Below are 26,320 nucleotides of genomic sequence, written 5' to 3'. Positions count from 1 at the left end.
GTTGGGATCAGGACGGGATATCGCCCTCGACCCCTTCGACATAGAAGAACATACCCGCAAGGTCGCCATCGGACGCGGTTTCGCCCTCAGCCAACCACAGGCTGCCATCTTGCTTGTTGATCGGCCCTGTGAACGGATGATATTCGCCCGCCGCGATTGCATCGCGCAGCGCCTCGGCCTCGGCCTTTACATCTGCGGGCACAACATCGGAAATCTCGCCAATGCCAACCATGCCTGTGCTGATGCCATCCCATGTGTTCACGGATGACCATGTGCCATCAATCACAGCCTGCACGCGGTCGATGTAATAGGGGGCCCAGTTGTCGATGATCGAAGAAATACGGGGCATCGGGCCATATTCCGCCATATCGGCCGCCTGACCAAAGGTGTAAACGCCACCTGCCTCACGCGCGGCCTGATGCGGCGCGGTCGAGTCGGTGTGCTGCAGAACAACGTCACAGCCCTGTTCAATCAATGCCTTGGCCGCATCTGCTTCTTTCGCGGGGTTCAGCCATTCAAAGATCCAGATGATCTTGAATTCCACATCAGGGTTAACCTTTTTGGCGTGGATATATGCCGAGTTGATGCCACGGATCACCTCAGGAATTGGCACAGACGCAATATAGCCAATCTTGTTGGTGGTGGTGACACGACCCGCCAATGTACCTTGGATCGCGCGACCTTCATAGAAGCGCGCGGAATAGACAGACACGTTATCCGCCTGCTTATAGCCTGTTGCGTGTTCGAACTTCACATCAGGGAAATTCGCAGCCACGTTCACGGTTGGATCCATAAAGCCGAAGGATGTGGTAAAGATAATATCCGCACCACCCAAAGCCATTTGGGTGATCGCACGCTCGGCATCTGGGCCTTCTGGGACGCTCTCTTGATAGACAAATTCAACCGCATCGCCAAAATGCTCGACCATTTCCATTGCGGAGTGATGGTGGTGCTGTGTCCAGCCGCCATCATTGATCGGGCCAACATAGATAAAGCCTACCTTGGTCTTGTCCTGCGCGCGCGCGGGCATGCCCATTGCTGCGGCAAGGGCGGCACCTGCGCCAGTCGCAAGTAGTGTTCTGCGTTTCATAATTACTCTCCCGGTTTGCCAGAGATCAGGCTCTGGTCGTTGCTGAAACCCTCATGACGAGGGGTGAAAGGGTTTGCCCAATGAGGCAGGCGCCCGTCCTGCGCGTATCATCACAAGGACGATGATGGTCGCAAGGTATGGGGCCATTGACAGATATTCGACAGGAATTTTCAAGCCTTCTGCCTGCAAATTAAGCTGAAGAACAGTGACACCGCCAAAAAGATAGGCACCTGCAATCAAGCGCCATGGCTTCCAAGAGGCGAAAACCACAATGGCCAAAGCAATCCAGCCTGCGCCTGCTGTGATCCCGTCAATCCATTGGGGCACGCGGACAAGGCTGATATAGGCCCCTGCAAGCCCTGCACAGGCCCCACCAAATACAATCGCAAGAACGCGCACACGGCGCACATTATACCCTAGCGCATGCGCGGCTTCGTGATTCTCACCCACAGCCCGCAGGATCAGACCCGCACGGCTATATTTCAAAAACGCCCAAACCCCCGCCACGATGGCAATGCTCAGATAGACCATCAGATCATGACGAAACAGGATCGGCCCCAAAACCGGAATATCGGACAAAATGGGGAAAGAGAGCTTCGCCACGGTCAAATCAGGTGATCCAACCGCATCTTGCCCGATCAGCGATGAAAGGCCCAGGCCGAACATCGTCAGGCCCAAACCTGTGGCGACCTGATTGGTCAAAAGAAATTGGGTCAATACGGCAAAGACCAAGGAAACGACTGCACCCGCACAAGCCGCCCCCAGAAAGCCGAAATAAGGGTTGCCGCTTGAATGGCCCGCAATATAGCCGCAGACCGCGCCGAAAATCATCATCCCCTCAACCCCAAGGTTCAGCACCCCCGCGCGCTCGACCACCAACTCACCGATTGCCGCAAGCAAGATCGGCGTTGAGGCCACCATCAGCGCGGCCAAAAGCAGGATTGGATTGATATCCATCAGCGCGCCTCCCCTTGGCCGAATTTGAAGCGATAATTGGTCAACACATCCACAGCCAAAAGGCAAAAGAGCAACATGCCCTGAAAGGTCAAAATTGCCGCTGCAGGCAGATTCAACTGTGCCTCAGCCGCCTGTCCACCGATATAGGTCAGCGCCATGATGAGCCCCGCAAAAAGAATGCCCACAGGATGCAACCGCCCCAAAAAGGCCACAATAATTGCGGTAAACCCGTAAAAGGCGGGGAAAGAACCAAGGATCTGCCCCGATGGCCCTGCCACCTCAAACAATCCTGCAAGTCCCGCAAGCGCGCCCGATATACCCATACATAAGATCACAAGGCGATTAGCATTGACCCCTGCAAATCCCGCCGCCCGCGGGCTTTGCCCCGCAAGGCGCACGTTGAAGCCAAACTGATGTCGGGTGAATAGGATATAGGCCCCCACCACGGCCATCAGCGCCGCTAAAGCCCCCCAATGAAAGCCTGTGTTGGGGATCAAATCCAAATTGGCGGCCGATGGGTATTGCCGCAAATTGCGGCTTCCAGGCATGCCAAACCCCTCGGGGTTGCGCAAAAGGCCAATAGAAAAGGCCTTGATCAAAACCTCGGCCACATAGACCAGCATCAGCGATACAAGGATTTCGTTGGTCTTGAACACCACCCGTAAAATCGCAGGGATCATCGCCCAAAGAAGCCCCCCCAAGAGCCCCGCAACGATCATCAACAGAAAGATCAACCAGCGCGCCTCCATAGGGTAAAAGGCCAAGGCCACCCCTGCCCCGCAAATTGCGCCGATGATATACTGACCTTCAGCACCGATATTCCAAATTCCCGCCCGAAACCCAAAGGACAGCCCCACGGCGATCAGCACCAAAGGGGCAGCTTTCTTGACAATCTCGGGGCGGTAAAAATGCGCGAAGGGGCCAAAGATTGGATCCCAGAAAATCGTCTTGATCGCGATCAATGGGTCTTTGCCCAAAATCGCAAACAGACCCATGCCAAGAATGATGGTCAAAATCACCGCCAAGACGGGCGCGCCATATGTCCACCCGCGCGAAGGCTGTGGCCGTTTCTCAAGCCTGAGCATGGGCCACCTCCAGATCATGCGCACCACCGAGCATCAACCCGATTTCCTCCATGGTCAGCCCCGATGTTGGCACCGCTTGTGATAAGGTGCCTTCGTTCAACGCCGCGAAGCGGTCAGTGATTTCCAACACCTCCTCAAGGTCTTGCGAGATCACAAGCACCGCTGATCCTGCACTGGCCAAGTCCAGCAAGGCCTGACGGATCGCAGCCGCGGCCGCAGCATCAACGCCCCATGTGGGTTGGTTGATCACCAAAACGCGCGGGTTTTGGCTGATCTCGCGCCCGATTACGAATTTCTGCAAATTCCCGCCCGACAGCGCACGCGCGGCGGTTTCGGGGCTTGGCGTGCGCACATCGAAACGCGCGATCACCTCTTGGGCGAAGGCCCGACTGCGCGGCCAATCAATAAACCCGTTTTTCAACAAAGAAAGCCGCGTTTTCGCGGTCATCAATGCGTTTTCCACTAGGCTCATATCGGGGGCGGCGGCGTGGCCATTACGCTCCTCTGGCGCGGCACAAAGGCCAAGGGCGCGGCGGGCATTTGGCCCATCGGCGCCAATGCCCTGACCCTGTAATAGGATCATATCAGCATGTGTGCGCATCTCTCCTGACAGGGCTGCGACCAATTCATCCTGACCATTGCCCGCAACACCGCCGATCCCCAAGACCTCGCCCGCGTGTAGGGTAAAGTTGATCTCTTTCAGGCTTGTTCCGAATTGGTGCGGCGCAGGCGCGCTCAGGCCCAATACTTGCAACAAGGGCTGTCCAGTGATGACAGCCGCGCGTTTTGGTGTGGTAAGGGTCTTGCCCACCATCATCTCGGCCATGTCACGGTTGCTCATTTCGCGTGGGTCAAAGGTGCCCACAACCTCACCTTGGCGCAAAACAGTGGCGTGCTCACACAAAGCGCGGATTTCCTCAAGTTTGTGCGAAATATAAAGGATTGATGTCCCTTCAGACGCCAAGAGACGCAATGTGCCAAACAGGATATCGACCTCTTGCGGGGTCAGGACGCTGGTTGGCTCATCCATGATCAAAAGCTTGGGATTCTGCAGCAAACAGCGAATGATCTCGACCCGTTGCCGCTCGCCCGCTGATAAATCGCCCAAAATCCGATCAGGCGATAAAGGCAGCCCATAATTTTCAGATGCAGCCCGAATTTGCGCTGCAAGGTCCTGCGTCTTGGATGGGTTTTCCATACCAAGCGCAATATTCTCCGCCACGCTCATTGCGTCAAACAGCGAGAAATGCTGAAACACCATCGCGACGCCTGCGGCGCGCGCAGTGCGCGGGTCACTGGGGGCAAATGGCGCGCCCTCAAGCAGCATCTGCCCCTCATCGGGGCGCACAAGACCATAAATGGTCTTGACCAAGGTCGACTTGCCTGCACCATTTTCGCCAAGCACGGCGTGGATCTGGCCCTTGTCGATATCTAAGCTAACATCGCTATTCGCGATGACGCCTGGATAGGCTTTGGTCAGTCCCTGCAATCCAAGAAGCTTCACATTGCCCCCGTGTTTTTATGTGCTGCCTCTTCTGCCCGAGACAGCAAGGCTGTGGCAACCCCCAAGGCAATGGCCTGCGGGTGTTTGCCCAAGGATATATCCCCTATTGGGCAGGATATGCGTGAAATTTGTGCGCTGCTATGACCAAGCGCCGATAATCTGCCTTTAAACCGCGCCCATTTTGTGGCTGACCCGATTAATCCTGCGCTGCCAAACTCATGACCAAGCAGGGCATGGCACAGTTCGAGATCAAGGGAGTGGCTATGGGTCACGATGATATGATCAGCCGCCTTTGGCGCGTGGCGCACCACCCCTTGCGGCTTCTGCACGATCAATGACGTGACATTGGGGGGGATGACCTCGGGAAATCGAGACTGCGAGATATCCACCCAAGTCAGGACTAGATCAGGCAAAGGCGCAAGCACACCCACCAAGGCCCGCCCTACATGACCCGCCCCCCAGATCCAAATGTGATGCGGGGCGGCAGGCCCAGTTTCGATCAGCCAATCCCCAACAACAGCAGGGCTGTGGGATGGATGCAGACGCTCGGCTGCGCGCGCGATTTTTGCGCCCCAATGCGCATTTGGCCCAAGCGGCCGCGCATAGGGCAAACTGTCAGGAATATCTTTCGCAAAGACCTCGAACACCACGCTGACAAACCCGCCGCAGCATTGACCCAAATGTGGCCCAAGCGGATAGTTCCGCACCGCGATCCCGCCTTGCGGCAGCATCGCGCGGGCCTCTGCCGCAGCCTCCCATTCAAGACGCCCCCCGCCAATTGTACCCTCTTGACCTTCGGCCCAAACGATCATGGAGGTGCCCGCCTCGCGCGGGACAGACCCCGCCGTACGCGTGATCAAAATCCGCACAAACGGCCCCCGTGCCGCACAAGCGCGCAAATATGCCAAATCAAGGCTCATGGTTGCAAGCCTTGGATGGCGCGCAAAATACGTTCAGGCGTTGCAGGTGCATCCAGATTTGGATAGCCCCCACCGCAGGCCGAAATTGCGTCTGACACAGCCAGAAAGGCGGATATGCCCAGCATAAAGGGCGGCTCACCCACCGCCTTTGAGCGATAAATCGTGGCTTCGGGGTTTTCACCATCCACGAGCGCCACGTTAAAAATCGCGGGCCGATCCGAACAGGCAGGTATTTTATAGGTGGATGGCGCATGGGTGCGCAAATGGCCCCGATCATCCCAGACCAATTCCTCGGTCATAAGCCATCCCACGCCTTGGACATAGCCGCCCTCAACCTGCCCGCGATCAAGCGCAGGGTTCAGCGATGCGCCCACATCATGTAAAATATCCGCGCGCAAGATACGGTTCTCGCCCGTCAATCGGTCAATGACCACCTCACTCACGGCGGCACCATGCGCAAAATAAAAGAAGGGCCTGCCCTGCCCTGCGGCGCGATCCCATGACAAATCGGGGGTTTTGTAAAATCCCGTGGCCGAAAGCCCAACGCGCGCCTGATAACAGGCCGCCACAGCCTTGGCGAAACTGATATTTTGGTCGCCCCACATGACACGGCCATCGGCAAACCGCACCTCTGCCCCTTGGCCCAGAAACTCGGCCATGCGGGTGCGAATGGCGTCACACGCGGCCAGCACGGCCATCCCGTTCAGATCACTCCCCGATGAGGCCGCCGTGGCCGAAGTATTAGGAACCTTGGCCGTGTCGGTCGCGGTGATCTTCACCTGATCAACCCCAACCCCAAAACGGCTTGCCGCCACTTGGGCCAATTTTTGGAATAGGCCCTGTCCCATTTCCGTGCCGCCATTGTTCATCATAATTGACCCATCTTGATATACATGAACCAGCGCACCCGCCTGATTGAGATGGGTGAGGGTGAAGGAAATTCCGAATTTTACCGGGGAAAACGCAATGCCACGTTTCAGGATGGGCGAGGTTTCATTCCACGCTGCAATTTCTGCACGCCGCGCTGCGTAATCGCAATCAGACAGCAGTTGATCTGTCATCTCATGCAGCAGAAAATCGCGCACCTCCATCCCATAGGGGGTGGTGTTCGCAAGCCCTGCACGCGCGGCGCTCTTTGGAGCAGCATAGTAATTTCTGCGCCGCACAATTGCGGGATCAAGGCCCAAATCATGGGCGATATGATCCATCACCCGTTCAATCCCCAAAACGCCCTGCGGCCCCCCAAACCCGCGAAAGGCCGTAGCCGATTGCATATTGGTCTTTAACCGCAGCGAAGTGATTTCCGCATGGGGCAAAAGATAGGCGTTATCGGCGTGCAACATAGCGCGGTCCGCAACGGGTGCGGTTAAATCCTGCGCCCAACCGCCCCGCGTGATCTGCGTGAACCGCACCGCTTCGATCTGGCCTTGATCATCAAAGCCCACATCATAGGCAATACGAAAATCATGCCGTTTGCCCGTGATGATCATGTCATCATCGCGATCATAGCGCATTTTGCAGGCGCGCCCTGTCTGACGCGCGGCCGCGGCACAGGCCACAGCCAATGCGTTGCCTTGGCTTTCCTTGCCGCCAAAGCCACCCCCCATACGCCGACACTCCACCCGCACCCCATGCATTGGCAGGCCCAAAGCATCGGCCACTTTGTGCTGTATCTCAGTCGGGTGTTGGGTCGAGCTGTGGATCACCATATCCCCGCCCTCTTGTGGCAGGGCCAAGGCGACTTGACCTTCCAGATAGAAATGCTCTTGCCCGCCCATGGTGATTTCACCTTGCAGGCGGCGCTTTGCCTGACCAAGGGCGGCTGTTGTGTTCCCCTTGGCCCAAACACGCGGGCCATCTTCAAAATAACTCTCCGCGGCCAGTGCATCCTCAATGCTGAGGATCGTTGGCTCCGCCTCAATCTCAATCTGCAAAAGCCGCGCAGCTTTGCGCGCCGCAAGGTGAGTATCTGCCACGACCAAGGCCACGGGCTGCCCCATGTAATGCACCCGATCTGTCGCCAATAAAGGTTCGTCATGCACCGAAGGGCTGACATCATTGGCAAAGGGCAGATCAGCAGCAACAAGCACCGCGACCACGCCTGGTGCGGCCTTCATAGCGGCAAGATCCAGTCCGCGGATCACTCCACGCGCCACGGGCGACAGGGCAAAGGCCAGATGCAAGCAGCCCTGCGGGGTTGGAATATCATCGACATAGCGCGCGGCCCCCGTAACGTGCAGGCGCGCGCTGTCATGGGCCATGGGGGCGTGAACGCTCATGGGGTCACCTCCAGCACGGATACGGGTGTGCCTTGGCGTTCGGCGTAATAGCGCCACATCATGCCTTGCGCCGCTGCCATCCGATAGGCGGCTGATGCCCGCATGTCAGAGAGCGGCGTGAAATCATTAGCTAAGGCTGCGGCAGCAGCCGCGATTGTGGCCTCGCCCCAAGGTTGGTCGATCAACGCAGCCATTGCCGCGCGGGCCAGTTTGGGCGTTCCTGCCATACCGCCAAAGGCCAGACGCGCGTCTTGAATAATACCATTTTTGACCACGACATTGAACGCACCGCAAACGGCGGAAATATCCTGATCAAAGCGTTTCGACAGTTTGTAACACCGCAAATCAGGCGCGGATTTCGGCAAAGTGACCGCTTCGAGAAATTCCCCGCTTGCGCGGTCTTGGTGGCCGTAGTCGATAAAGAAATCTTCAATCGCAATCGCACGCCCCACATCGCCCTTGCGCAAATGCAGCCGCGCGCCAAGCGCAATCAATGCGGGCGGGTTATCCCCAATGGGTGAACCATTCGCGATATTCCCGCCGATTGTGGCGGCGTTTCTTACCTGCTCTGACCCATAGCGCCGGATCATCTCGGCATAGCTGGGGTGATACTGCGCCATCACCTGATGCACCCGCGCCATGCTAACCATTGCGCCCAAGCGAATTTCATCTTCGCCCTGCTGCACATCAGCCAGATCAGCGCATTGGTTGAGAAAAATCACCTCGTCAAAATCGCGCAACTGTTTGGTTACCCAAAGGCCGATATCGGTGGCCCCCGCAATCAATAACGCGTCAGGTTTTGCAGCATAAAGCGTTGCCAATTCATCGCTGTTTCGCGGGGCATGGATGCTTTTTTGTGCTGTGGCCACCCATGCTGCATCGCGCGCAAGCCATGCGGGTTGCGCGTCATCTTCAGCCGCTTGTGCCGCGCGGATAATCGGGGCATATCCCGTGCAACGGCACAAATTGCCTGCCAAAACCGTGTCGTGATCACGGCGCCCATTGGCATGGCCTGCGACCATCGAAGCAATAAAGCCGGGCGTGCAAAAGCCGCATTGCGACCCGTGATGCGTGATCATGGCCTCTTGGACAGGGTGCAGCACGTCAGCGCCAATGCCCTCAATGGTGCGAATGGCTTTGCCATCAATCTGGGGCAAAAACAGAATGCAGGCATTAACCGCGCGAACCCCGTTAAGATCCTGAACCACCACGCTGCAGGCCCCACAATCGCCCTCGTTGCACCCTTCCTTTGTGCCCGTCAGACCCCGCGCTTCGCGCAGCCAATCGAGCAATGTCGCAGTGGGATGGGTCGAAACCTGCACGGCCTCTCCATTCAGAAGAAACGAAACCTCCATCGAGAATTTAACCAGCCGCTTTACCCCGTCATATGCCGTCACATCCTCAGGCGTCGATGCGGCGTAGAGACCTGAGCGTCTGTATTAACAATAATCAAAGCGAGGGTTTTCGCGTTTGGCAAGAATTTTGTCGCGCCGCCCGCAGCCAAAACGCTTAACTTGCACGCAAATGCCCGTATATGATGCAGACTTGCAGGATAACCAACAGGACGGCACCCATGGCGCAAGAGACGCTTTTGATCAAACACGCAGATCTTCTGTGCACGATGGAGGCGCGCCCAGATGCGCCCTATGGCGATGAGATCACCGATGGCGCGCTGTTCGCACGCGGCGGGGTGATCGAGGCGGTTGGAAAAACCGCGGATTTGCCGCAAAGCGCAGATCGCGTGATTGATATGCGCGGCCATGTGGTGATCCCAGGAATGGTGAACACCCATCACCATATGTTCCAAAACCTCACCCGCGCCGTGCCTGCAGCGCAAAACGCACCGCTTTTTGGTTGGTTGCAGACCCTTTACCCCATCTGGTGCAATATCGGGCCAGATCATATTTATTGGTCAGGGGCCTTGGCCATGGCGGAATTGGCGATGACGGGCTGCACAACCTCCTCTGACCATCTGTATCTCTATCCCAATGGCGCGCGGCTTGAAGATAGCTTTGCCGCAGCCGAAGATGTCGGTTTACGCTTTCATGGCACACGCGGCTCGATGAGCATTGGCGAAAGCAAAGGAGGGCTTCCCCCAGATCGTCTGACCGAAGCCGAACCCGCCATTCTGGCCGATTGCCAACGCCTGATCGAAACCCATCATGACGCCAGCCGCTATGCCATGCGGCGGGTGGCTTTGGCCCCGTGTTCGCCTTTCTCCGTCAGCATGGATTTGATGTGCGAAACCGCCACTATGGCGCGCAGCTACGGGGTCGGGATGCACACGCATCTGGCCGAAAATGTCGAGGATATCGACTATAGCCTCGAGACCTTTGGGATGCGCCCGGGTGAATATATCGAGGCGGTTGGTTGGACAGGCCATGATGTTTGGCACGCCCATTGCGTTCAATTGGATGCGGGCGAGATCAATCTCTTCGCTCGAACAGGCACGGGTATTGCGCATTGCCCCTGCTCGAATATGCGGTTGGCCAGTGGCATTGCACCCGTCCGTCACTGTCTGGATGCGGGGGTTAAGGTGGGGCTTGGGGTTGATGGCTCGGCCTCCAATGACAGCGGCCACATGCTCAATGAGGCGCGCCAAGCCATGCTGCTGCAGCGCGTCATGAAAGGGGGCGACGCGATGACCGCGCGCGAGGCTTTGGCGGTGGCAACCCGTGGCGGCGCGTCTGTTCTAGGCCGCGATGATATCGGGGTGCTTGCCAAGGGCTATGCCGCCGATCTTGCTGCCTTTGATACACGCGGCATCGATTTTGCAGGCGCGCAATGGGATCTCCTTGCAGGTCTGTTGTTCTGCGGCTCAGGCAAGACCAATTACACCATCATCAATGGCAAGGTCATTGTTGAAGAGGGGCAGTTGGTCTGCATGGATATGAGCAAACTCTTGGCAAATCACGCGGCCATGACCCGAGATTTGATGGAACGGGCCTAAGCGTAAAAGGCGGGTTTTTTGATCATTTCAACCCGCTCTTTGACGCCTGAGTGCAAGGCACGCACGCCTGTATCCGCAACAAGGGCGGCGGCATAGCCATCCCATGTGCTGGCAGCCGCTTCTGGCAAAATACCCGTTTGCACAAATCCCATGAAATCGCGATTTTGCGCGACATAGGTATCATGGTAATGACCGCGCCAATCCTCGTCATAGCGGATCGCCGAACTCAGCCGCGCATCAAGGCGGGAATGCGCCACTTTGTTGGTTGAGATACTGCCAAGCTCGCCGACCAATTCTGCGCGTACATCATATCCGTAGGCGGCGTTGTTATTGACCTCGACTGTGACCAATTGATCATCATCGGTTTCCAGAACCATCACCACGGGCGCCACAACATCATCGCTGCGCCTCGGCTGATGGGCGGTGATCGTGGTCACCTCCACCCCCAAAAGATACCGCGCGATGTCAAACTCATGCGGCGCGGAATTGGTAATCGCCATGGCCCCCGTGAAACTGGAATAAGGCGTGGCGAGGTTGCGGTGAAAGTTATGCATCATCAAAGCCCGCCCCAACACACCTTTGGCAAGGGCTTCGCGCATATCCAAATAGGCGCGATCATAGCGGCGCATGAAGCCAACCATGATATGGGGCGCCCCTGTCGCCTGTTCGGCGGCCATCACATCCAAACATTCGTCAATCTTTTGGCTTAGGGGCTTTTCACACAAAACCCGCTTGCCGCGTGCAATCAGTGTCTTGGTGTAAGGTGCATGGGTAAAATCGGGCGAGGCGATAATCACCGCATCAATATCTTCGCGCAACAGCGCGGCTTCGGGGTCATCTGTACAATCAACCGCACTTGTCGCATCAGCCACGGCGCGCGCCCGCGCGCCATCCATGTCGCAGACAAGTTGCAAACAGGCATTCGGCACATCTTGGGCGATGATCTTTGCATGATCCGCCCCCATCACGCCTGCGCCAATGACCGCCACACGCACCACCATCTTGTCCCCTCCCAAGAAACACTTTGGTGCTTTTGCTAAACCCCGAAGGACGGGGGTGCAAAGAAAAAAGGGGGCATATGGCCCCCTTTCCCTAAAGATTATGCTGCCTTTTGGCGTGACCCGCGGGCGGGTTTTCCACGGCGGCGATGACGCGGTTTGCCATCTGCCGCGCCATGCCCTGCATTGGCCTTTGGCTTAAAGCCACGGCGAGGGCCGCCGCGATGCAGGCGACCACCACCTTGCTCGGCCCCCTCAGGCGCGCTGCCACTGGCCACGGGGATTTCGAGTTTCATCAGCTTTTGCACTTGGCGCAGCAAATCCATTTCATCAGCGGCGCAAAAGGCAATTGCCTCTCCCTCACGCCCCGCGCGGGCCGTGCGGCCAATACGATGGACGTAATTCTCAGGCACATCTGGCAAGTCATAATTGACCACATAAGCCACACCTGGGATATCGATGCCACGGGCCGCAACATCGGTTGCGACCAACACAGTGATCTCACCCGCGCGGAATTGTTTGATGGCACGATCGCGCTGGCCTTGGCTTTTGTTGCCGTGGATCGATGCGGCCTTATAGCCATCCTCAACCAAGCCTTTCATCAGCTTTTCCGCACCATGTTTTGTGCGTGCAAAAACAAGCGTCAGCGCGTCCAAATCGCGGCTCAGGATTTCGCGCAGTTTGGCGGGTTTGTCGCCCTTAGAGACAAAATGCACCGACTGCGTGATCTTATCTGCCGCTTTTCCCGGAGGCGAAACTTGAACACGGCAGGGGTTGTTCAAATAGGCGCTCGACAATTCTTCCATCTGCTTGGGCATGGTGGCCGAGAACAGCATGGTTTGGCGCGGGGTTGCCAAATGCGGCGCGATTTGGCGCAGCGCATGGATAAAGCCCAGATCAAGCATTTGATCGGCCTCGTCCAAAACCAGATGGCGCGTTTGGCTAAGATCAACTGCGCGGCGATTGAGCAGGTCAATCAAGCGACCGGGTGTTGCCACCAAAATATCAGTGCCGCGCGCCAGAAGGTTGATCTGCTTGGGGATGGATTGCCCCCCCACCACAGAATGAACCCGCAACTTGGATCCTGCCGTCAGAGGCTTGAGGCTGTCTGCGATTTGGTTCACCAATTCACGCGTTGGCGCAAGCACCAATGCCTTTACGGTTTTTGGCTCAGGCTTGCCCTGCTTGCCCAACAAATGGTTGATCAGCGGCAAACCGAAGGCCAGCGTCTTGCCCGTGCCGGTTTGCGCCAGACCCATAATATCATGCCCTTCCAAGGCCAAAGGAATGGCTTGGTTCTGGATCGGGGTGGGTTCGGACAAATTTGCGGCTTTCAACGCCGCGTTCAATGTGGGCTCAAGTCCCAGCATATCAAAATCAAACAAAGAGATATCCTTTTCACAAAGCCCTATGCAAAGCGCGCACAAAACCGTTTGGCCGCCAAATGATAGGCAGCCGTTTCGGGTTCACAGCGACATTGGCCTTCCCGCCACCCTATCGCTGTATCAGGAACCCTGCGTGTGGGGATACTGAGTGGTGATGCCCCGCTCGGCCCGTCTGTCGGGCACAACTCTCTCACGCGATCACGCGGGTGCAGGGCCCGACCTCGTGTATCTGAGATGAGAAGTCAAGCGGTGATTGGCGCATAGCCGCTATGCAACCCTCCCCTTGCATTTGGGCCACAATCCGCGCGATGGTCAGCGCGCGCAGTCCTCATGCGCAAACTCTTTGCAATAATGGATGACACCCGCCATGGCCCTTCCCCTCAAAGGTCTTTTCGCGGCTCTAGCGACTGTCACGATATGGGCCCTGTTTCTGGTCGGCACGCGGTTTGCCGTCAGCACGAATTTTACAGTAGAGGAGGTCTTGCTTCTACGCCTTGGCACAGGATTTTTGATCACGATCCCACTTATGCTGAAATTAGGCGTGGTCCCGTACGGCCAAAGCGTAACAGGCGCAATCATGCTGGGACTTGGGGCTAGTGCGCTCTTTCCCTACATAATCTCAATGGGTTTGTTCTTTGCGCCAGCCTCGGATGCGGGGGTCTTGGCACCAGGAATGCTACCATTTTGGACGGCTATCGTCATGGTGTTTATGACGGGTGAGCAGCCCTCAAAGCCACGACTGATCGGATTGATCGTGATCTTTATCGGGGCATTGATGGTGGGGCTGTGGCAGGTCTTGCATGGCAGCGCAGATGGCGCATTGCGGGGGCATATCTTGTTTCTCTCTGGGTCTTTTTTATGGGCGATCTATTCGGTCTATTTCAAACAAAGCGGGTTCACGCCCCTGCAAGGTTTGGTGATTGGGCTATTTTGGGGAACCTTGGCCGTGGCGCCATTTCTGGCCCTCTCAGGTAATGTCAGTTTTGCGGGAGTAAGTCTGCAGGACTTCCTCGTCATGGCTGTACTTCAGGGTGTTTTGATCGCTGTTTTGGCATTGGTTCTCTACTCTATCGCCGTGCGCCAATTGGGGGCTGCGCAAACCGCCGCCTTTGGCGCATTGACCCCCGTTCTGGCCTTAATCGGGGGCGCGCTGTTTTTGGGCGAAACTGTTACCCTGATCAAATTGATCGGTGTGATCTTGGTGGCTGCGGGCGTGGTGTTGGCATCGGGCCTGTTTGACCGCAGGGCGTGAGGTCACCTCGCTTGATACTGTCCAAGCTCGGCACGGCGCACGATCGCCCAGCGATATTGTTCAGGCCAGAGCGAAAACGCATCCGCCTCGCCAAGGGCCTCGGCGGCGTGAAGGGGCCAAAACGGATCATGCATCAATTCCCGCCCCAAGGCGATGAAACTGGCGCGCCCCTCTTGCAGGATATCCTCGGCCTGCTGCCCGTCCACGATCCGTCCAACCGCCATGGCAGCAATACCTGCTTCGCGCTCCATCGCCTCGGCATAGGGCACCTGAAATCCCAAAGGTCGCTGTCCGCCTGCAGGTAAAGGCCGCCCATCATCACTGGCGCGGAAGGCAGGCGCGCCCGCAATCCCACCTGATGAGCAATCAATCACATCAACCCCAATCGCCTTAAGCGCCTTGGCCAGCGTGACGGAATCCTCAAGCGACCACCCCCCTGTATCCACTGCAGAGATACGGAAAAACAGGGGGAGATCCTCAGGCCAAACCGCGCGCACCGCGCGGCTGACCTCCAAGGCAAAGCGCATCCGCCCCTCAAGATCCCCACCATAGGCATCATTGCGCTGATTGGTGGCGGGCGACAAAAAGCTATGGATCAAATACCCATGTGCGCCATGAATTTCGATCACCTTGAACCCTGCGGCGAGCGCGCGTTTTGCGGCATCGGCAAAGGCCGCAATCAGCCCCGCGATCTCATCCACACTCAACGCTTTGGGGCTTGGCCACCCATCGGCTACAGGCAGGCCAGAGGGCGCAACCGTTTGCCACCCCCCCTCGCCCCATGTTGTGTCATCGGGGGCAACAGGCTTGCCGCCACCCCATGGGGGGGCGCTACTGGCTTTGCGCCCCGCATGGGCCAATTGGACTGCAGGCACCGCGCCCATCTCAGTGATGAACCGCGTTATGGGTTTGAACGCCTCCACCTGTGCATCGTTCCAAATTCCCAAACATTTGGGCGTGATCCGTCCGCGCGGCTCGACCGCAGTCGCCTCGGTAAAGACCAATCCTACCCCGCCGCGCGCAAACGCCGACAGGTGGGACGCGTGAAAATCAGAGGCCAAACCATCCTTTGCGGAATACATACACAGCGGCGAGAGAACGATACGATTGCGCAAGGTGAGGCCACGCAGGGTCACGGGTGAAAATAATTTACTCTCAAAGGGCATAGCAGACCGCCTATAATAAGACTGGATGAAATGGGTTGCCCCTGACTTATGCGCTTGACTGAGAAAGTAAAGTGATCTCATCACAAACCAAAAAGCGTGCTCCTTTAGAAGCGCGGCAAGAGCCGTTAAGATCGCAAAAAATATATCTGGAGCGTGCCGCCGATGACCTCGATTGAAACCCTTTATTACGTGGGCGTGGCCCTATTTGCCGCCACCGGCGCCTTGGCCGCATCGCGCAAACAGTTGGACATTATCGGGTTCCTCTTCCTAGCGGCTGTATCAAATCAAACGCCAGATCGAAATCACTTCGAAACTGGCCGCGTAAGCATTTACAACGAGCGCACTTCCATTTTTCGGGGCGTGCGCTTGCTATTTCCGCTTTTTTCAAAGCTATTTCAATTCTCGCAAGAGCCGAAAGCCCATCATCGCGATGAGCAACACCACTGCAAAGCCAAGAACATCTCCGGCAAAAATAGCGCCAGAGGCCCGCACGTCTGTTACATCCAAAGTGTAGTGCAGGGCCGCATTCATCATTGCACCAAACGCACCTGCGAGGGCTAAACTCTTCCAATCGATTGAAACCGAGAGATAATTGCGCTCAATAAAGTCAAAGCGGCTCAATACCTCGAAGGCCAGCACGCAGGCAACGAGGCTCCCCAATGCCAGAACAAGCCCTTCGAGGATCGTGGCCGCATCCCCCCCAAGCCCCGCATAGACCGCGCTGATAGGCAGTAGGTAGAGGATGCTCCGCCAACCAAATAAATAGGCCGCCAGCACCCGAACACCATGAGGGAAGAACAGCACGCTGCCATAAATAATGCCCGGCACTACGGACTGCTGCAATTTATCCGACACAACGAATACAGCCTCAAAGGCCATCGCGTAAAAGATCGAACACATGACCAAGGCCACAAGATCGGTCATAAGTGCATGCCGCATACGCACAGCCTTACTCGGGAAATTAAAAGATCAAGCCACGATAATATAATCGGACTTGCGACCTGCGCCTGCGCGCTTCAGCTTGCCCTTATCGATCAGGCAGCGCAGGGTGCGAAACTTTGTGCTCACGGGCATGTCCGCAATCAAATCCTGCGCCTCTAAATCATGCAGCGAAAATGAGCCGTCTGCTTTTGCAGCCAATGCCGCGGCACTGAGCACATATTTCTCAGCCTCAGTGAGTTGGTGAATGCCCAATGACGCCTCCATTTTTTCCAACGTATAGCGCAAGCGCGCGACATTGGTGAGGATGTCAAACTTCATCGACACGTATAACTCCTCCTTCTGCTCTCATATTAGCAGTCGAATAATTTCAGATAGTTTATGTGGGTCGGCCGCTTAAGTCCAGCACAGCGCCGGACAGCCGCAACCCGTTGCGTTATCGCAAGGGTTTCTTGACAAACGACCTGACCGAACACGTCCCGAATATGTGGCTCAACACATCTGAGGCACAAAAGGCAGATCAACGCATTTTTTCTGGTTTTTTGAAGTGGCGCCCGGGGGAGGAGCATAATTTTCATTGCAAAGCATATACTTACGAGATGGTAGGACTTTTGAAAAAATTAATTTCATTGGATTTTTTGGGATCTCAGTCCCACCCAATAGGGCAAGTTTTTATGGTAGGCCCGGCAGGACTTGAACCCGCAACCAAAGCGTTATGAGCGCTCTGCTCTAACCAATTGAGCTACAGGCCCTCAAACTCAGACGTAAAATTATTATTCGTTGGTGTCCACTGTGATTTGAGCTTCCGCTGCACGTATCCAAGCGCTCACAGCAGCTTGGCAGGAGACGCCTAATCCTACGAAACCTAAGAATTGAATTTCGTAAAAGACACCTTCTCGTTCTGCCTGCCAATTTCCTCCATACTCAAGTACAGCGGCCTGCATAGACTTTACAGGATCTTTAGCCGTTCGTAGACGGTTAAGGATATCCGAAATATTGGACACGTCCGCCATTCGCTCCCCAATCATAGCCACGGCCAAATATGTGGTGAACCCTTACAAATGTTCAAGGTTTGTGGAACAAAATTGATTTCCAGAATACAATAAAGTTTATCGCATCCAGCTGCTTGTTGAACATCCAACAATCGAAATTAGCAGAAGATCTGCGTCCGACTTAAAAGTCAGCTGTAAAGCCCAGCACTGCGGGCTCTTAGTCGGATCAGAGCCAACACCGTATCAATGGTTGGGGTGGGGATACCCGTAATCTTTCCGAGTTCTTGCACAGAGGATACTAGGGCGTCGATTTCCATCGGACGGCCCAGATCTAAGTCTTGCAACATCGAGGTTCTGTGAGCGCCGACTGCGGCACCGCCATCAATTCTACGATCGACATCAATAGGAAACTTCACACCAAGCGCCTCTGCTATTTGTTGCGCCTCGAGCATCATGTTTCGGGCAATCTCTCTAGTCCCGGCATCCGTGCATAATACATCCAATGTAGCATGTGTAAGTGCTGAGATGGGATTGAATGACAGGTTGCCCCAGAGCTTAACCCAAATCTCGTCTCTCAGTTTTGGGCGCACCGGAGCCTTTAACCCCGCCTCGGACAAAGCGGCCGATAATGCCATGGCGCGCTCTGACTTGGACCCGTCAGGTTCACCTAGGGAAAATCGGTTACCCTCAATGTGTTTAATAACACCTGGCTCAACAACTTCAGCAGCCGGGTAAACGACGCAACCCAATACCCTATCCGGCCCAAACGCATTCCATTGGGCATCGCCGGGATCCACGGACGCAAGACGCGTACCTTCTAGAGGCCCACCAATCTTGTGAAAGTACCACCACGGCACACCATTGACGCCTGATACAACCGTGGTTCCATCCCCGATAAGCGGGGCCATTTTAGATACGACTGGAGGCACAGAATGTGCTTTAAGCGTTACAACAACATAATCTTGGACCCCTAGCGCCTCGGGGCCTTCAGACGCGTTGACCTCTACTGTTGTTTTGCCGCTCTCTTCGATCAGAGTTAGCCCGTTCTGTTGCATGGCTTTCAAATGTGGACCACGCGCGACAAGGCTTACGTTAGCTCCAACTCGAGCTAACTTCACAGCCATATAACCGCCAATTGCGCCTGCACCAAAAATACAAATTTTCAAAGAAATACCTCTATGCAAGACCCAGTTTTTCAGCCAACCCGATACGTTGAAGTTTACCGGTGGCACCTTTTGGGATTTCATCCAAGATAAGAACTGTGCGCGGGACCTTAAATGCTGCTAAGCGCGCAGCTAAAAACTCACGGATCTCAGCATCGGTGGCAACTTGCCCTTCCTTCAACACGACAGCTGCGCCAACCTCCTCACCCAACTTGTCGTGCGGGATAGCAAATGTAACGCATTGGGCTACGCTGGGATGATCCGACAATATGCCGTCTACTTCCAATGGACTGATTTTTTCGCCACCTCGGTTGATGATTTCCTTCAAACGGCCAGTGAGGCTCAAATAACCGTCTTCATCGAACATGCCTTGATCACCTGTACGAAACCAACGCTTTCCTTCTGCTTCAAAAAAGTTCTTTTCATTAGCTTCTGGGTTTGCCTCGTAACCAGGCGTTACATTTGGCCCCGATATGCTCACTTCACCAAGACCATTAATCAAACGATTTTCTGTTTCGTGTGCAATGCGGACCTCCGGCCCTGCTGGCAACCCTACAGCGCCTGGTTTCTGTCGACCTAGTTCAATTGGGTTACAGCACATTTGGTGGGCAGCCTCGGTCATACCGTAAGCCTCTACAACTGGCGCACCAAAAGTTTCAGCAAGCTGTATCATTACTGGACCTGGCAGCGATGACGACGAAGAACGCAAGAAACGTAGGCGAGACTTCTCAATAATGGCCTGGTTACGAGGGGCTCGTGCGAGAATTGCTTGGTGCATCGTCGGCACCGCCGTATACCAAGACGGATCAACCTCTTCGAGCCAACCATAAAACTTTAATGCATCGAATCCTGGCGCGCAGCTGATTGACGAGCCAGCGGCGAGAGACGCGCTAACAGCAGCAACTAGGCCGTGAATGTGAAATAGCGGCATAACATTTAGACAGCAGTCATCCTCGGTCAGCGCCAAAGACTTCATGATGTTTTGAGCAGATGCGACAACATTTGATTGAAGTAACGGCACAATTTTAGGCCGTGATGTCGTTCCGGAGGTGTGAAGTATAAGAGCAATGTCATCAGCGCCTGGAACGGCCGCTGTGGCTTCGCCCGTCACGTTCGCTGAGAGGGTGAAATTACCCGCAGGTTCTAAGGATGTTAACTCAAAAACGATCATGTCAAACCGTTCTGCCACGGCACGCGCGGGACCATCATATCCAGCCGCAACAACAAGCGCGCGCGCTTTTAAATCTTCGAGATAGAACTCAAATTCTTCCTCGCGATACGCAGGGTTCAAAGGAGCTGTAGTAGCGGATTGAGCAATGGTCACAAACGCCGCTGCCATTTCAGGGCCATTAGGAAGCACAATAGCCACACGATCAGACGATCCGATGCCCGCTTTTCTCAGCGAACTATTCACATCTCGTGATAATTTTCTGAGACCGTCATATGTCATCCATTCACGGCCTGGCGCACCGATAGCGCGTGAGTTTCCAGAATGACCCGATATCAGATCCGATAACATTTTCATATTACTCTTCCCTTGCTTGATACTTATGCCCAAGCCGCAACGATTGTCGAAAGCTGTTAAGACAAAGCCTTAGGATAGAGCCAATGGGTCTGGGATATGGCACCATCATTATGATAAAGTTTAAGAACTAAGCTAGAATCCGTTCCATGCAGAACGCGTCAAAGATTGGCCTTTCAAAGACGCATAAAGTGCCCGACCAGTTTCGGTCACACTTATCTGATTACCCTGTCGCTCAAGCCACTGCTTACTTATACCAAAGACCTCTGGATCCATTTCTTTTCCAGATGTGAGCTGACTACAGAACTGCAAAACTAAAGCTGCTTCATCATTAGAAAACATGCGAAATACCTCCCTGTACTGAGAATGTATTGCATTGTTTTAATTTGGCAAAATGAATACTTTCATATACTTTTGTATACTGCGTAGCTAAAAATAATGCGCCATGAAGTGGGTCAAATCTGATCAGTGATGAAGCAGAAAATTATATATACCCATGGCTGGCGCAATCGCCTTAAAGGCGACAAGCGCAACGTATCAGTTGCTTGATACCGAACGAAATTCTCATTGCTTAATTTGACACCGCAACACTGAAATAGCTAATACTCATGCGGCAATCCGTGGGCTTGTACGCAGTAAGCCCCGCTGATTTAGTGCTTAAGAATTATAGAAAGACCTATCCAATGAATAAACGTTACCTTTTCGCAGGCATAGCAGTTCTCAGCACACTCGCGGCAGGTGCGTATATCGTTGAAGCACAGATGATGACCCGGCATGAGCGGCTTCATGCGCAGCACGGTGGCCATGGCATGGGGCATGACGAACATACCATGCCAGGACTTCGAGGGGCTAATACGACAGCGGGTGAGACTGCCGAAATGCAAACCTTATTTCGTAACTTCACATTAATTGAGCGTGAGGTGAGCAATCTTGAAAACGGCATATATACGGTAACAACCACCAGTGACCCTAATACATTCAATGCTCTGGTAAGCCATGTGACGGGCATGATTGCACGTGTTGAAGCGAAGGATGACCCACAAGTCATTATTCAAAGCCCAACGCTGGATGTTTTCTTTGTGCGCGGCGAGAATATCGATACTGAAATCGAAGTCATCGAAAACGGCATTGCCGTGACCCAAACATCAAACGATCCAGAGCTGGTATCGGCGTTACATCTCCATGCAGCTGAGGTAAGCGACATGGTGGATCGTGGAATGCAAGCTGTGCATGAACGGATGATGAACTGATCTGCTATGATCAAGAATTGATGAACGCCCTCATAGCTTCAGCCTCATCCTGATACTTCTCTAGCGTACGGTTCATCACATCTTTATTTGAGACTACACCCACCAGCTTCCCGTCGTCGAGAATTGGCAGATGGCGGCAATTATACTCAGCCATCACTTGCATCATCTCTGATGACAGAGCCTTAGTGGTCACCGTAGCAACTTTTTTGGTCATGATGTCCTGCGCAATCCAACCACTAAGGTCTTGCTCAGTTGCAAGGTGTCTCACAATGTCACGCTCCGAAATGATGCCCTGCACGTTACCAGCGCCATTTTCGACGACAACGGCACCAATATTATGCTCTGCTAATAAGGTGATGATTTCCGACAGTGTAGCCTTAGGGCCCACTGTATAGCATGGGCGTGCGATAAGGCTTTTCATAAACGGCGTCATGTCATCCCTCCCAAGAACTGCAATCGACTCGCCTTAAAATTGTATCTTGGGCGCATAGGAACGCAATAGTCATAACTAAACCATTCCAGTAGTAGCTCCATAGTTGCCCCTCACCCACTATGAGGGCAGTAATTATGAAGTAAGAAACCTCAGCAAAGCTTAGACTTGAGACATTTGGAAAAAGTGGTTGCGGGGGCGGGATTAAGCCTATGTCGAACTCAAATTAATCAATGAGCAGTTTGACGTATTTAGATGTATGATCCAATCATCACTGACTGCAAATGGAACATTAGCTCGCGTATCGCCTATAGGTCTGCGATACGAGGAACAACTCAACAAGCGCTGTCACGTGCGCCGCGGCTGTCACGCCCAGCAGCATGAAATGTAATGAAATTGCCGGTAAGGTTGATTGTGAGCGTCTTCACAACACACGCAGATCTTCCTCAATCTTATCTAAGTGCGAGACCATCGAAAATGTCCCCCTGCATTCCATCCAATGAGGCAGCGTCATTTATTATTTTCAATTGTAATATTTGCACTAATTTTTAGAGTGTGTACTTTACACAAGACGCGCTAGGACAAAAGGACAGATAGATGAAAAAACTCGCCCTCCTCTTAGTAGCCAGTCTGTTTGGCTTTACCTTTCTGCATGCAGCTACTGCACAAACTCTAGAGCGTTCTGCGGCAGTTTATGTCGGATCTGGTGTTCTGGAAGCGATGGAAATTTCACAGGCTCAAGGCTTCGAACAGCTGATCTTTCAGAATTTACCTGAACCTGACCGGGCTCAAAGTAGTATTATGTCAGCAATGCTACAGGCAAAAAATGTTTCCACAATGGAAAGGTCATCCTCCGTCGCTGCACAAAGAGTGGAAACCCTGACAGTAATTCTAGATGTAGAATTGAGCATGTCAGAAGAGGGCCTACCCCAGATAGTGGTTGATCAAGATACATTTAGCTTTGATGAGTTAGCAACTCGAGTTTCAGGAATTATAAGTGCGTTTGATAGCCCATCGGTGCGCCTGATGGTCTTTAACATAGCCGACCAAAGCGGTTTATTTCCTGAAGCGATAGAAAGCTTCAATGAGGTTGTGCTCGCCTTAGACACTGGATTGGCTGTACTAAACATCTCAAACGACGGCGGAACTGTTTGTGGATCCGAATACCAACAGTTCGAATTTGCGTTGATGTCCGGTATTGCTGACAGAACTCCCTTTGGAAATGGTGATGGACAGACAACAGCAAATGAAGCAGTTGAATTTGTTTCTGAACGAATAGACAGGTTGGCGACACGGTCCACGATGTGCGGCGTGGGTTATACTGTAGTATCTGGTACGAACGACACAGATCGTATTCTTTACGAGACCCCGCAAAATCCCCTTTTTCCTTCCATTGAGGCAGTTGTTTTTCAAGAAACTTTCGAAGCTTTATTTTTAGGCGCGTCCAATGACCCTGAGGCTATCAACGGTTATTTGGAGACTTGTGAATATTGTCCCAATGAACTGCAACTGAGGTTGCGCTTGGAAGAAATCGCAGAACAAGATTTGGCGGAACAGTTAGAAACAGAGATTTGGAACAAGATCAAAGACGATGACCAAATTAACCGCTTACAAGTTTACCTTGAAAACTGCCAAGCTTGCCTTTTCGCGCTTGAGGCAGAACAACGCATTAGCGAGATAAACGACGAAGCGGAACTGCGGTATCGTGAGACCCAAAGCCTTGATGCATTGTTACAGCAGCGTGATTTAGTTGGATTACGCACTTGGCGGAACGATTGCATGGTTTGTGAGAGCATAGAAAATGCCGAAGCAATGATTCTCGAACTTGAAGCAGATGAGCTACTACACGCAGAAAATGAACGGCTTCGTTCATCGATTGCCGCAAACAACCTGTCCGAAATAAGATCATGGCTGAATTCTTGCTCTGTATGCGATTTGCAAGCGGAGGCTGAAAACGCGATATCGTCTCTGCGCCAGCAGTCCGAAGCATCAGAAACTTGCCTTCAAAATGCAGGCCTGCCGCAGCAAGGTGGGCCGAGGCGCTTAGATGAAATCGATCAGACCGCCGCCTTCGCATCTTGTGAGGCCGTGTTAGGCGTTTTCCCAGGATCGCCTGAAGCAACTGTGGCCCTAGGTAGGGCACATCAAGCAAAAGGCGACATGGCCGATGCTCAAGATGCGTATGCGGTCGGTATGCTAGCAGGGGTGCCAAGCGCTTATGGCTTAGCTGCCTATCTGAACTATGCGCCGGGTGAAGACTTTCCAGTGAATTATTTAGAGGCTGAACGCTTAGCGCTAATCGGCTATGAAAAAGGTGACTGGTTATCAGGAGAACTCCTCGCAATTCTCTATAGTCGAGAGTTGATTGAAGGCAAAAATGCATCGGATGCCTTCAGCACTGTGATGCCTCAAGCGCGCGACGGTAATCCAGCGGCACAGTTCTTTGTCGGGTACTTTTATATGTTAGGTGAAGGCGTTGATCTCAATTCAACTGAAGCCATTAGTTGGTTAGAAAGCGCAGTTAATAACGGCTACATGCACGCGGCTTCATTTCTAGCCGACCTACTAGAAGTGGGCGCCGAAGGAGTAGATGCTGATCCTACACGGGCGGCTGACCTCTATTGGCTGGCGCTGCAGCAAGGAGATGCAACAGCACAACGAAAAATACTCGCAAATTTGAGAGATCGACCTGAGGGTTTCATTTCTAGGCTGCAGGGCCACTTGGTTGATGCAGGCGTTTTTAATGGTTCAGTTGATGGTATTGCCGGCAATGGCACTCTATCAGCCATAGAAACTTTCCTCGAGCAGACGTAATGAGCTTGTTACAAAGGAAGTCTATCGAGCTCAGCCTCAAAGTATGGACCTTTGCCATCAGTTGCGGCATTTGTGCCGGTGCTGTTTTTGGGTCTCCTTCTGGACTTGGGTCTGTTGAATGTCCCAACGAGGAGTTTTCAATTGCTGTGGTCGGCGATAGCCTGGCCGACGGTTTGTGGGGGTCAACCTATCGAGCCTTCTCAAATTGCAGCTCCGTTAATGTTTACAGAATAACCGAAGTGTCAGACGGCCTCACTCGCACGCCACCCCTAGAATGGAGAGCTCGGTTAGATGAGGCTGCCGATAGCTTCAATCTAGTCATTGTCCAACTAGGCGCTAATGACATCCGCAATATCCGGGAAGGCTCTCAGCGCTTCGTATTTGGTTCTCCAGAGTGGTTTGATACTTACGGATCTCGGGCACAAATTTTATGGGACGAATTGAATAAGCTCTCTCAAACAGTAATTTGGGTTGGTCTTCCCATCGTTGGCAGTGATACATTACAAAGCCAATATTCGCAGGTTACCGAAGTACAACAAGCTATAGTCTTGGCGAACGGAGGAATTTTTTATGACATTCGTGAGTTGACGATGTTCGGCTCCGAAGCCTTTGTGATGAATGCTCTATGGGATGGTGAACTCGTTCAAATGCGCGCCCCAGACCGAATCCATTTTACCGAAGCGGGTTATGACGCTGTTAGTAGCGTCTTAACACAGCACCTTATCAACGCATCTCGTGAAGCTGACAAAGATGCAATTCTAAATTCCGTTGAGCTTCAATGATGAAACTATTGACGCTTGGATTTGTTTTAATTTTTTTGGTGTCGTGCACGAGTTCTGACAATAACGCTAACGCGCAAGATCTGGGATTTGATCTAACTGAAAACCGAGTATTCGCCCATACGACATCGTTGCCGTCGACGATCCGAAACAACATAACCTTACAAAATCCGGCGCGGTTGCTCATAATTGGAGACAGTCTCGCTCAAGGCTACGGTATGCTGATCGAAGAAGTGGTCAATGACCGAAACCTCTTGATCACAGTGGCCAATGCGGGGCGAACGTCAACGGGCCTTGCGCGAATTGATTACTACGATTGGGTATCGGAATATGACAGCCTTATGGGCGAAATACAGCCCGACATTGTCGTGGCGCATTTTGGCACCAATGATATGCAGGCTATCCGCTCAACAAGCCAAACTGTGGCGTATAGTACCGCTGAGTGGGACCAAACTTATCGTCGGCAAGTCGAACAACTCATTAGAATCAATATTGAGCATAATACGCCAATTTTATTTATTGGTCCCGGGCCTGATAGAAATTCAAATCTAGATCGACACCTTCGCATGGTGGCCGAAATCTTCGAAGAAAATGCCCACCACTATTCCGCACTATACATTCCCCTACGAAGCTATACCTCGGGCCCTGACGGTGAATTTGTTTCAAATATCGTTGCAAATAATCAACGAATTGCGCTGAGAACTTCTGATGGCTCTCACTTCACGATGCAGGGATATCGTTTTGCTGCCAGTCTGATGGTTGACCTTTTACAGAATGAGTTTCCTCAATTAGATCCTAATAATTCAAATGATCGCTTGGCACATCTGTTTAGACCCCAGTAGGCT

At 53.6% G+C, this 26,320-nt stretch carries 23 protein-coding genes, 1 tRNA gene and 1 pseudogene; 7 read left to right on the top strand and 18 right to left on the bottom strand.

Annotated elements, in window-relative coordinates:
* Positions 1–7: 7 nt before the first annotated feature.
* The 7 genes from AAC637_RS10645 to xdhA are packed head-to-tail and all read right to left on the bottom strand — an operon-like array spanning position 8 to position 9,190.
* Entirely contained in the window at positions 8–1,090 is a 1,083-nt protein-coding gene (locus AAC637_RS10645) for a BMP family ABC transporter substrate-binding protein (protein WP_340303540.1), read from the bottom strand.
* Positions 1,091–1,141: 51 nt separating this feature from the next.
* On the bottom strand, positions 1,142–2,047 hold the full coding sequence (locus AAC637_RS10640; RefSeq protein ID WP_340303539.1) for an ABC transporter permease: 906 nt from the start codon (positions 2,045–2,047) through the stop codon (positions 1,142–1,144).
* On the bottom strand, positions 2,047–3,132 hold the full coding sequence (locus tag AAC637_RS10635; protein WP_340303538.1) for an ABC transporter permease: 1,086 nt from the start codon (positions 3,130–3,132) through the stop codon (positions 2,047–2,049). Before AAC637_RS10635 ends, AAC637_RS10640 begins: the two co-directional genes overlap by 1 nt.
* Positions 3,119–4,636 (bottom strand): ABC transporter ATP-binding protein, encoded by a 1,518-nt coding sequence (locus tag AAC637_RS10630; protein ID WP_340303537.1) that lies wholly within the window; start codon positions 4,634–4,636, stop codon positions 3,119–3,121. Before AAC637_RS10630 ends, AAC637_RS10635 begins: the two co-directional genes overlap by 14 nt.
* The gene (gene xdhC, locus AAC637_RS10625) at positions 4,633–5,556 is read right to left on the bottom strand and encodes a xanthine dehydrogenase accessory protein XdhC (protein WP_340303536.1); all 924 of its coding nucleotides are present in this window, start codon (positions 5,554–5,556) and stop codon (positions 4,633–4,635) included. The genes AAC637_RS10630 and xdhC overlap by 4 nt, the downstream gene beginning before the upstream one ends.
* Entirely contained in the window at positions 5,553–7,835 is a 2,283-nt protein-coding gene (gene xdhB, locus AAC637_RS10620) for a xanthine dehydrogenase molybdopterin binding subunit (RefSeq protein ID WP_340303535.1), read from the bottom strand. The genes xdhC and xdhB overlap by 4 nt, the downstream gene beginning before the upstream one ends.
* Entirely contained in the window at positions 7,832–9,190 is a 1,359-nt protein-coding gene (gene xdhA, locus AAC637_RS10615; protein ID WP_340303674.1) for a xanthine dehydrogenase small subunit, read from the bottom strand. Before xdhA ends, xdhB begins: the two co-directional genes overlap by 4 nt.
* A 218-nt stretch (positions 9,191–9,408) precedes the next feature.
* Between xdhA and AAC637_RS10610 the strand changes: the two genes are divergently transcribed.
* Positions 9,409–10,785 carry an 8-oxoguanine deaminase gene (locus AAC637_RS10610; protein WP_340303534.1) on the top strand — a complete coding sequence of 459 codons (1,377 nt, stop codon included), beginning with the start codon at positions 9,409–9,411 and terminating at the stop codon, positions 10,783–10,785.
* On the opposite strand, the gene AAC637_RS10605 is transcribed toward AAC637_RS10610, so the two are convergent.
* Positions 10,782–11,786 (bottom strand): Gfo/Idh/MocA family oxidoreductase, encoded by a 1,005-nt coding sequence (locus tag AAC637_RS10605; RefSeq protein WP_340303533.1) that lies wholly within the window; start codon positions 11,784–11,786, stop codon positions 10,782–10,784. The two genes, AAC637_RS10610 and AAC637_RS10605, sit on opposite strands and share 4 nt — an antisense overlap.
* Positions 11,787–11,884: 98 nt before the next feature.
* Complete coding sequence (locus AAC637_RS10600) at positions 11,885–13,168, bottom strand: DEAD/DEAH box helicase (protein WP_340303532.1); 1,284 nt, start codon at positions 13,166–13,168, stop codon at positions 11,885–11,887.
* Positions 13,169–13,535: 367 nt separating this feature from the next.
* On the opposite strand from AAC637_RS10600, the gene AAC637_RS10595 reads away from it, so the two are divergent.
* Positions 13,536–14,420, top strand: coding sequence for a DMT family transporter (locus tag AAC637_RS10595; RefSeq protein ID WP_340303531.1), 885 nt, complete (start codon positions 13,536–13,538; stop codon positions 14,418–14,420).
* 2 nt (positions 14,421–14,422) lie between these two features.
* On the opposite strand, the gene AAC637_RS10590 is transcribed toward AAC637_RS10595, so the two are convergent.
* A complete protein-coding gene (locus AAC637_RS10590; protein ID WP_340303530.1) occupies positions 14,423–15,586 on the bottom strand; it encodes an NADH:flavin oxidoreductase/NADH oxidase in 1,164 nt (387 codons plus the stop codon).
* Between the two features lie 162 nt (positions 15,587–15,748).
* On the opposite strand from AAC637_RS10590, the pseudogene AAC637_RS10585 reads away from it, so the two are divergent.
* Positions 15,749–15,853: pseudogene (locus AAC637_RS10585) on the top strand (TRIC cation channel family protein); the annotation flags it as partial.
* A gap of 123 nt (positions 15,854–15,976) precedes the next feature.
* Here AAC637_RS10585 and AAC637_RS10580 read toward each other — a convergent pair.
* The 7 genes from AAC637_RS10580 to AAC637_RS10550 all read right to left on the bottom strand — a co-directional run bounded on the left by AAC637_RS10580 (position 15,977) and on the right by AAC637_RS10550 (position 20,544).
* On the bottom strand, positions 15,977–16,525 hold the full coding sequence (locus AAC637_RS10580; protein ID WP_340303684.1) for a hypothetical protein: 549 nt from the start codon (positions 16,523–16,525) through the stop codon (positions 15,977–15,979).
* A gap of 30 nt (positions 16,526–16,555) precedes the next feature.
* Positions 16,556–16,852 (bottom strand): hypothetical protein, encoded by a 297-nt coding sequence (locus AAC637_RS10575; protein WP_340303529.1) that lies wholly within the window; start codon positions 16,850–16,852, stop codon positions 16,556–16,558.
* Between the two features lie 348 nt (positions 16,853–17,200).
* Positions 17,201–17,277 (bottom strand) — tRNA-Ile (locus AAC637_RS10570).
* A 21-nt stretch (positions 17,278–17,298) separates the two neighbouring features.
* A complete protein-coding gene (locus AAC637_RS10565; RefSeq protein WP_340255203.1) occupies positions 17,299–17,538 on the bottom strand; it encodes a hypothetical protein in 240 nt (79 codons plus the stop codon).
* 167 nt (positions 17,539–17,705) lie between these two features.
* Positions 17,706–18,683, bottom strand: coding sequence for a 2-dehydropantoate 2-reductase (locus AAC637_RS10560; protein ID WP_340303528.1), 978 nt, complete (start codon positions 18,681–18,683; stop codon positions 17,706–17,708).
* 10 nt (positions 18,684–18,693) lie between these two features.
* Positions 18,694–20,205, bottom strand: a complete 1,512-nt coding sequence (locus tag AAC637_RS10555; RefSeq protein WP_340303527.1) for an AMP-binding protein — start codon at positions 20,203–20,205, stop codon at positions 18,694–18,696.
* A gap of 132 nt (positions 20,206–20,337) precedes the next feature.
* A complete protein-coding gene (locus tag AAC637_RS10550) occupies positions 20,338–20,544 on the bottom strand; it encodes a hypothetical protein (RefSeq protein WP_340245311.1) in 207 nt (68 codons plus the stop codon).
* Between the two features lie 341 nt (positions 20,545–20,885).
* On the opposite strand from AAC637_RS10550, the gene AAC637_RS10545 reads away from it, so the two are divergent.
* Entirely contained in the window at positions 20,886–21,452 is a 567-nt protein-coding gene (locus AAC637_RS10545; protein ID WP_340303526.1) for a hypothetical protein, read from the top strand.
* Between the two features lie 10 nt (positions 21,453–21,462).
* Here the strand turns inward: AAC637_RS10545 and AAC637_RS10540 are convergent, their stop codons facing one another.
* Positions 21,463–21,885 carry a CBS domain-containing protein gene (locus tag AAC637_RS10540; protein ID WP_340303525.1) on the bottom strand — a complete coding sequence of 141 codons (423 nt, stop codon included), beginning with the start codon at positions 21,883–21,885 and terminating at the stop codon, positions 21,463–21,465.
* A 594-nt stretch (positions 21,886–22,479) separates the two neighbouring features.
* On the opposite strand from AAC637_RS10540, the gene AAC637_RS10535 reads away from it, so the two are divergent.
* Genes AAC637_RS10535 through AAC637_RS10525 form a run of 3 tightly spaced genes read left to right on the top strand, consistent with a single transcriptional unit; the run spans position 22,480 to position 26,317 of the window.
* Positions 22,480–24,696 (top strand): tetratricopeptide repeat protein, encoded by a 2,217-nt coding sequence (locus tag AAC637_RS10535; protein ID WP_340303524.1) that lies wholly within the window; start codon positions 22,480–22,482, stop codon positions 24,694–24,696.
* The gene (locus AAC637_RS10530; RefSeq protein ID WP_340303523.1) at positions 24,696–25,478 is read left to right on the top strand and encodes a DUF459 domain-containing protein; all 783 of its coding nucleotides are present in this window, start codon (positions 24,696–24,698) and stop codon (positions 25,476–25,478) included. Before AAC637_RS10535 ends, AAC637_RS10530 begins: the two co-directional genes overlap by 1 nt.
* Entirely contained in the window at positions 25,475–26,317 is an 843-nt protein-coding gene (locus AAC637_RS10525; protein WP_340303522.1) for a DUF459 domain-containing protein, read from the top strand. The genes AAC637_RS10530 and AAC637_RS10525 overlap by 4 nt, the downstream gene beginning before the upstream one ends.
* Positions 26,318–26,320 lie beyond the last annotated feature (3 nt).

The organism is Roseobacter sp. HKCCD7870 (assembly GCF_037830315.1).
Taxonomy (GTDB): domain Bacteria; phylum Pseudomonadota; class Alphaproteobacteria; order Rhodobacterales; family Rhodobacteraceae; genus M30B80.
The sequence above is the reverse complement of the archived record's forward strand: the minus strand, read 5'-3'. Positions and strand labels throughout refer to the sequence as shown.

Bases quoted from the DNA above. Each gene is read 5' to 3' on its own strand.
- AAC637_RS10645 (WP_340303540.1), bottom strand. From the start codon at position 1,090: ATGAAACGCAGAACACTACTTGCGACTGGCGCAGGTGCCGCCCTTGCC.
- AAC637_RS10640 (WP_340303539.1), bottom strand. From the start codon at position 2,047: ATGGATATCAATCCAATCCTGCTTTTGGCCGCGCTGATGGTGGCCTCA.
- AAC637_RS10635 (WP_340303538.1), bottom strand. From the start codon at position 3,132: ATGCTCAGGCTTGAGAAACGGCCACAGCCTTCGCGCGGGTGGACATAT.
- xdhC (WP_340303536.1), bottom strand. From the start codon at position 5,556: ATGAGCCTTGATTTGGCATATTTGCGCGCTTGTGCGGCACGGGGGCCG.
- xdhB (WP_340303535.1), bottom strand. From the start codon at position 7,835: ATGAGCGTTCACGCCCCCATGGCCCATGACAGCGCGCGCCTGCACGTT.
- xdhA (WP_340303674.1), bottom strand. From the start codon at position 9,190: ATGGAGGTTTCGTTTCTTCTGAATGGAGAGGCCGTGCAGGTTTCGACC.
- AAC637_RS10610 (WP_340303534.1), top strand. From the start codon at position 9,409: ATGGCGCAAGAGACGCTTTTGATCAAACACGCAGATCTTCTGTGCACG.
- AAC637_RS10605 (WP_340303533.1), bottom strand. From the start codon at position 11,786: ATGGTGGTGCGTGTGGCGGTCATTGGCGCAGGCGTGATGGGGGCGGAT.
- AAC637_RS10595 (WP_340303531.1), top strand. From the start codon at position 13,536: ATGGCCCTTCCCCTCAAAGGTCTTTTCGCGGCTCTAGCGACTGTCACG.
- AAC637_RS10590 (WP_340303530.1), bottom strand. From the start codon at position 15,586: ATGCCCTTTGAGAGTAAATTATTTTCACCCGTGACCCTGCGTGGCCTC.
- AAC637_RS10580 (WP_340303684.1), bottom strand. From the start codon at position 16,525: ATGCGGCATGCACTTATGACCGATCTTGTGGCCTTGGTCATGTGTTCG.
- AAC637_RS10565 (WP_340255203.1), bottom strand. From the start codon at position 17,538: ATGGCGGACGTGTCCAATATTTCGGATATCCTTAACCGTCTACGAACG.
- AAC637_RS10555 (WP_340303527.1), bottom strand. From the start codon at position 20,205: ATGAAAATGTTATCGGATCTGATATCGGGTCATTCTGGAAACTCACGC.
- AAC637_RS10550 (WP_340245311.1), bottom strand. From the start codon at position 20,544: ATGTTTTCTAATGATGAAGCAGCTTTAGTTTTGCAGTTCTGTAGTCAG.
- AAC637_RS10545 (WP_340303526.1), top strand. From the start codon at position 20,886: ATGAATAAACGTTACCTTTTCGCAGGCATAGCAGTTCTCAGCACACTC.
- AAC637_RS10540 (WP_340303525.1), bottom strand. From the start codon at position 21,885: ATGACGCCGTTTATGAAAAGCCTTATCGCACGCCCATGCTATACAGTG.
- AAC637_RS10535 (WP_340303524.1), top strand. From the start codon at position 22,480: ATGAAAAAACTCGCCCTCCTCTTAGTAGCCAGTCTGTTTGGCTTTACC.
- AAC637_RS10530 (WP_340303523.1), top strand. From the start codon at position 24,696: ATGAGCTTGTTACAAAGGAAGTCTATCGAGCTCAGCCTCAAAGTATGG.
- AAC637_RS10525 (WP_340303522.1), top strand. From the start codon at position 25,475: ATGATGAAACTATTGACGCTTGGATTTGTTTTAATTTTTTTGGTGTCG.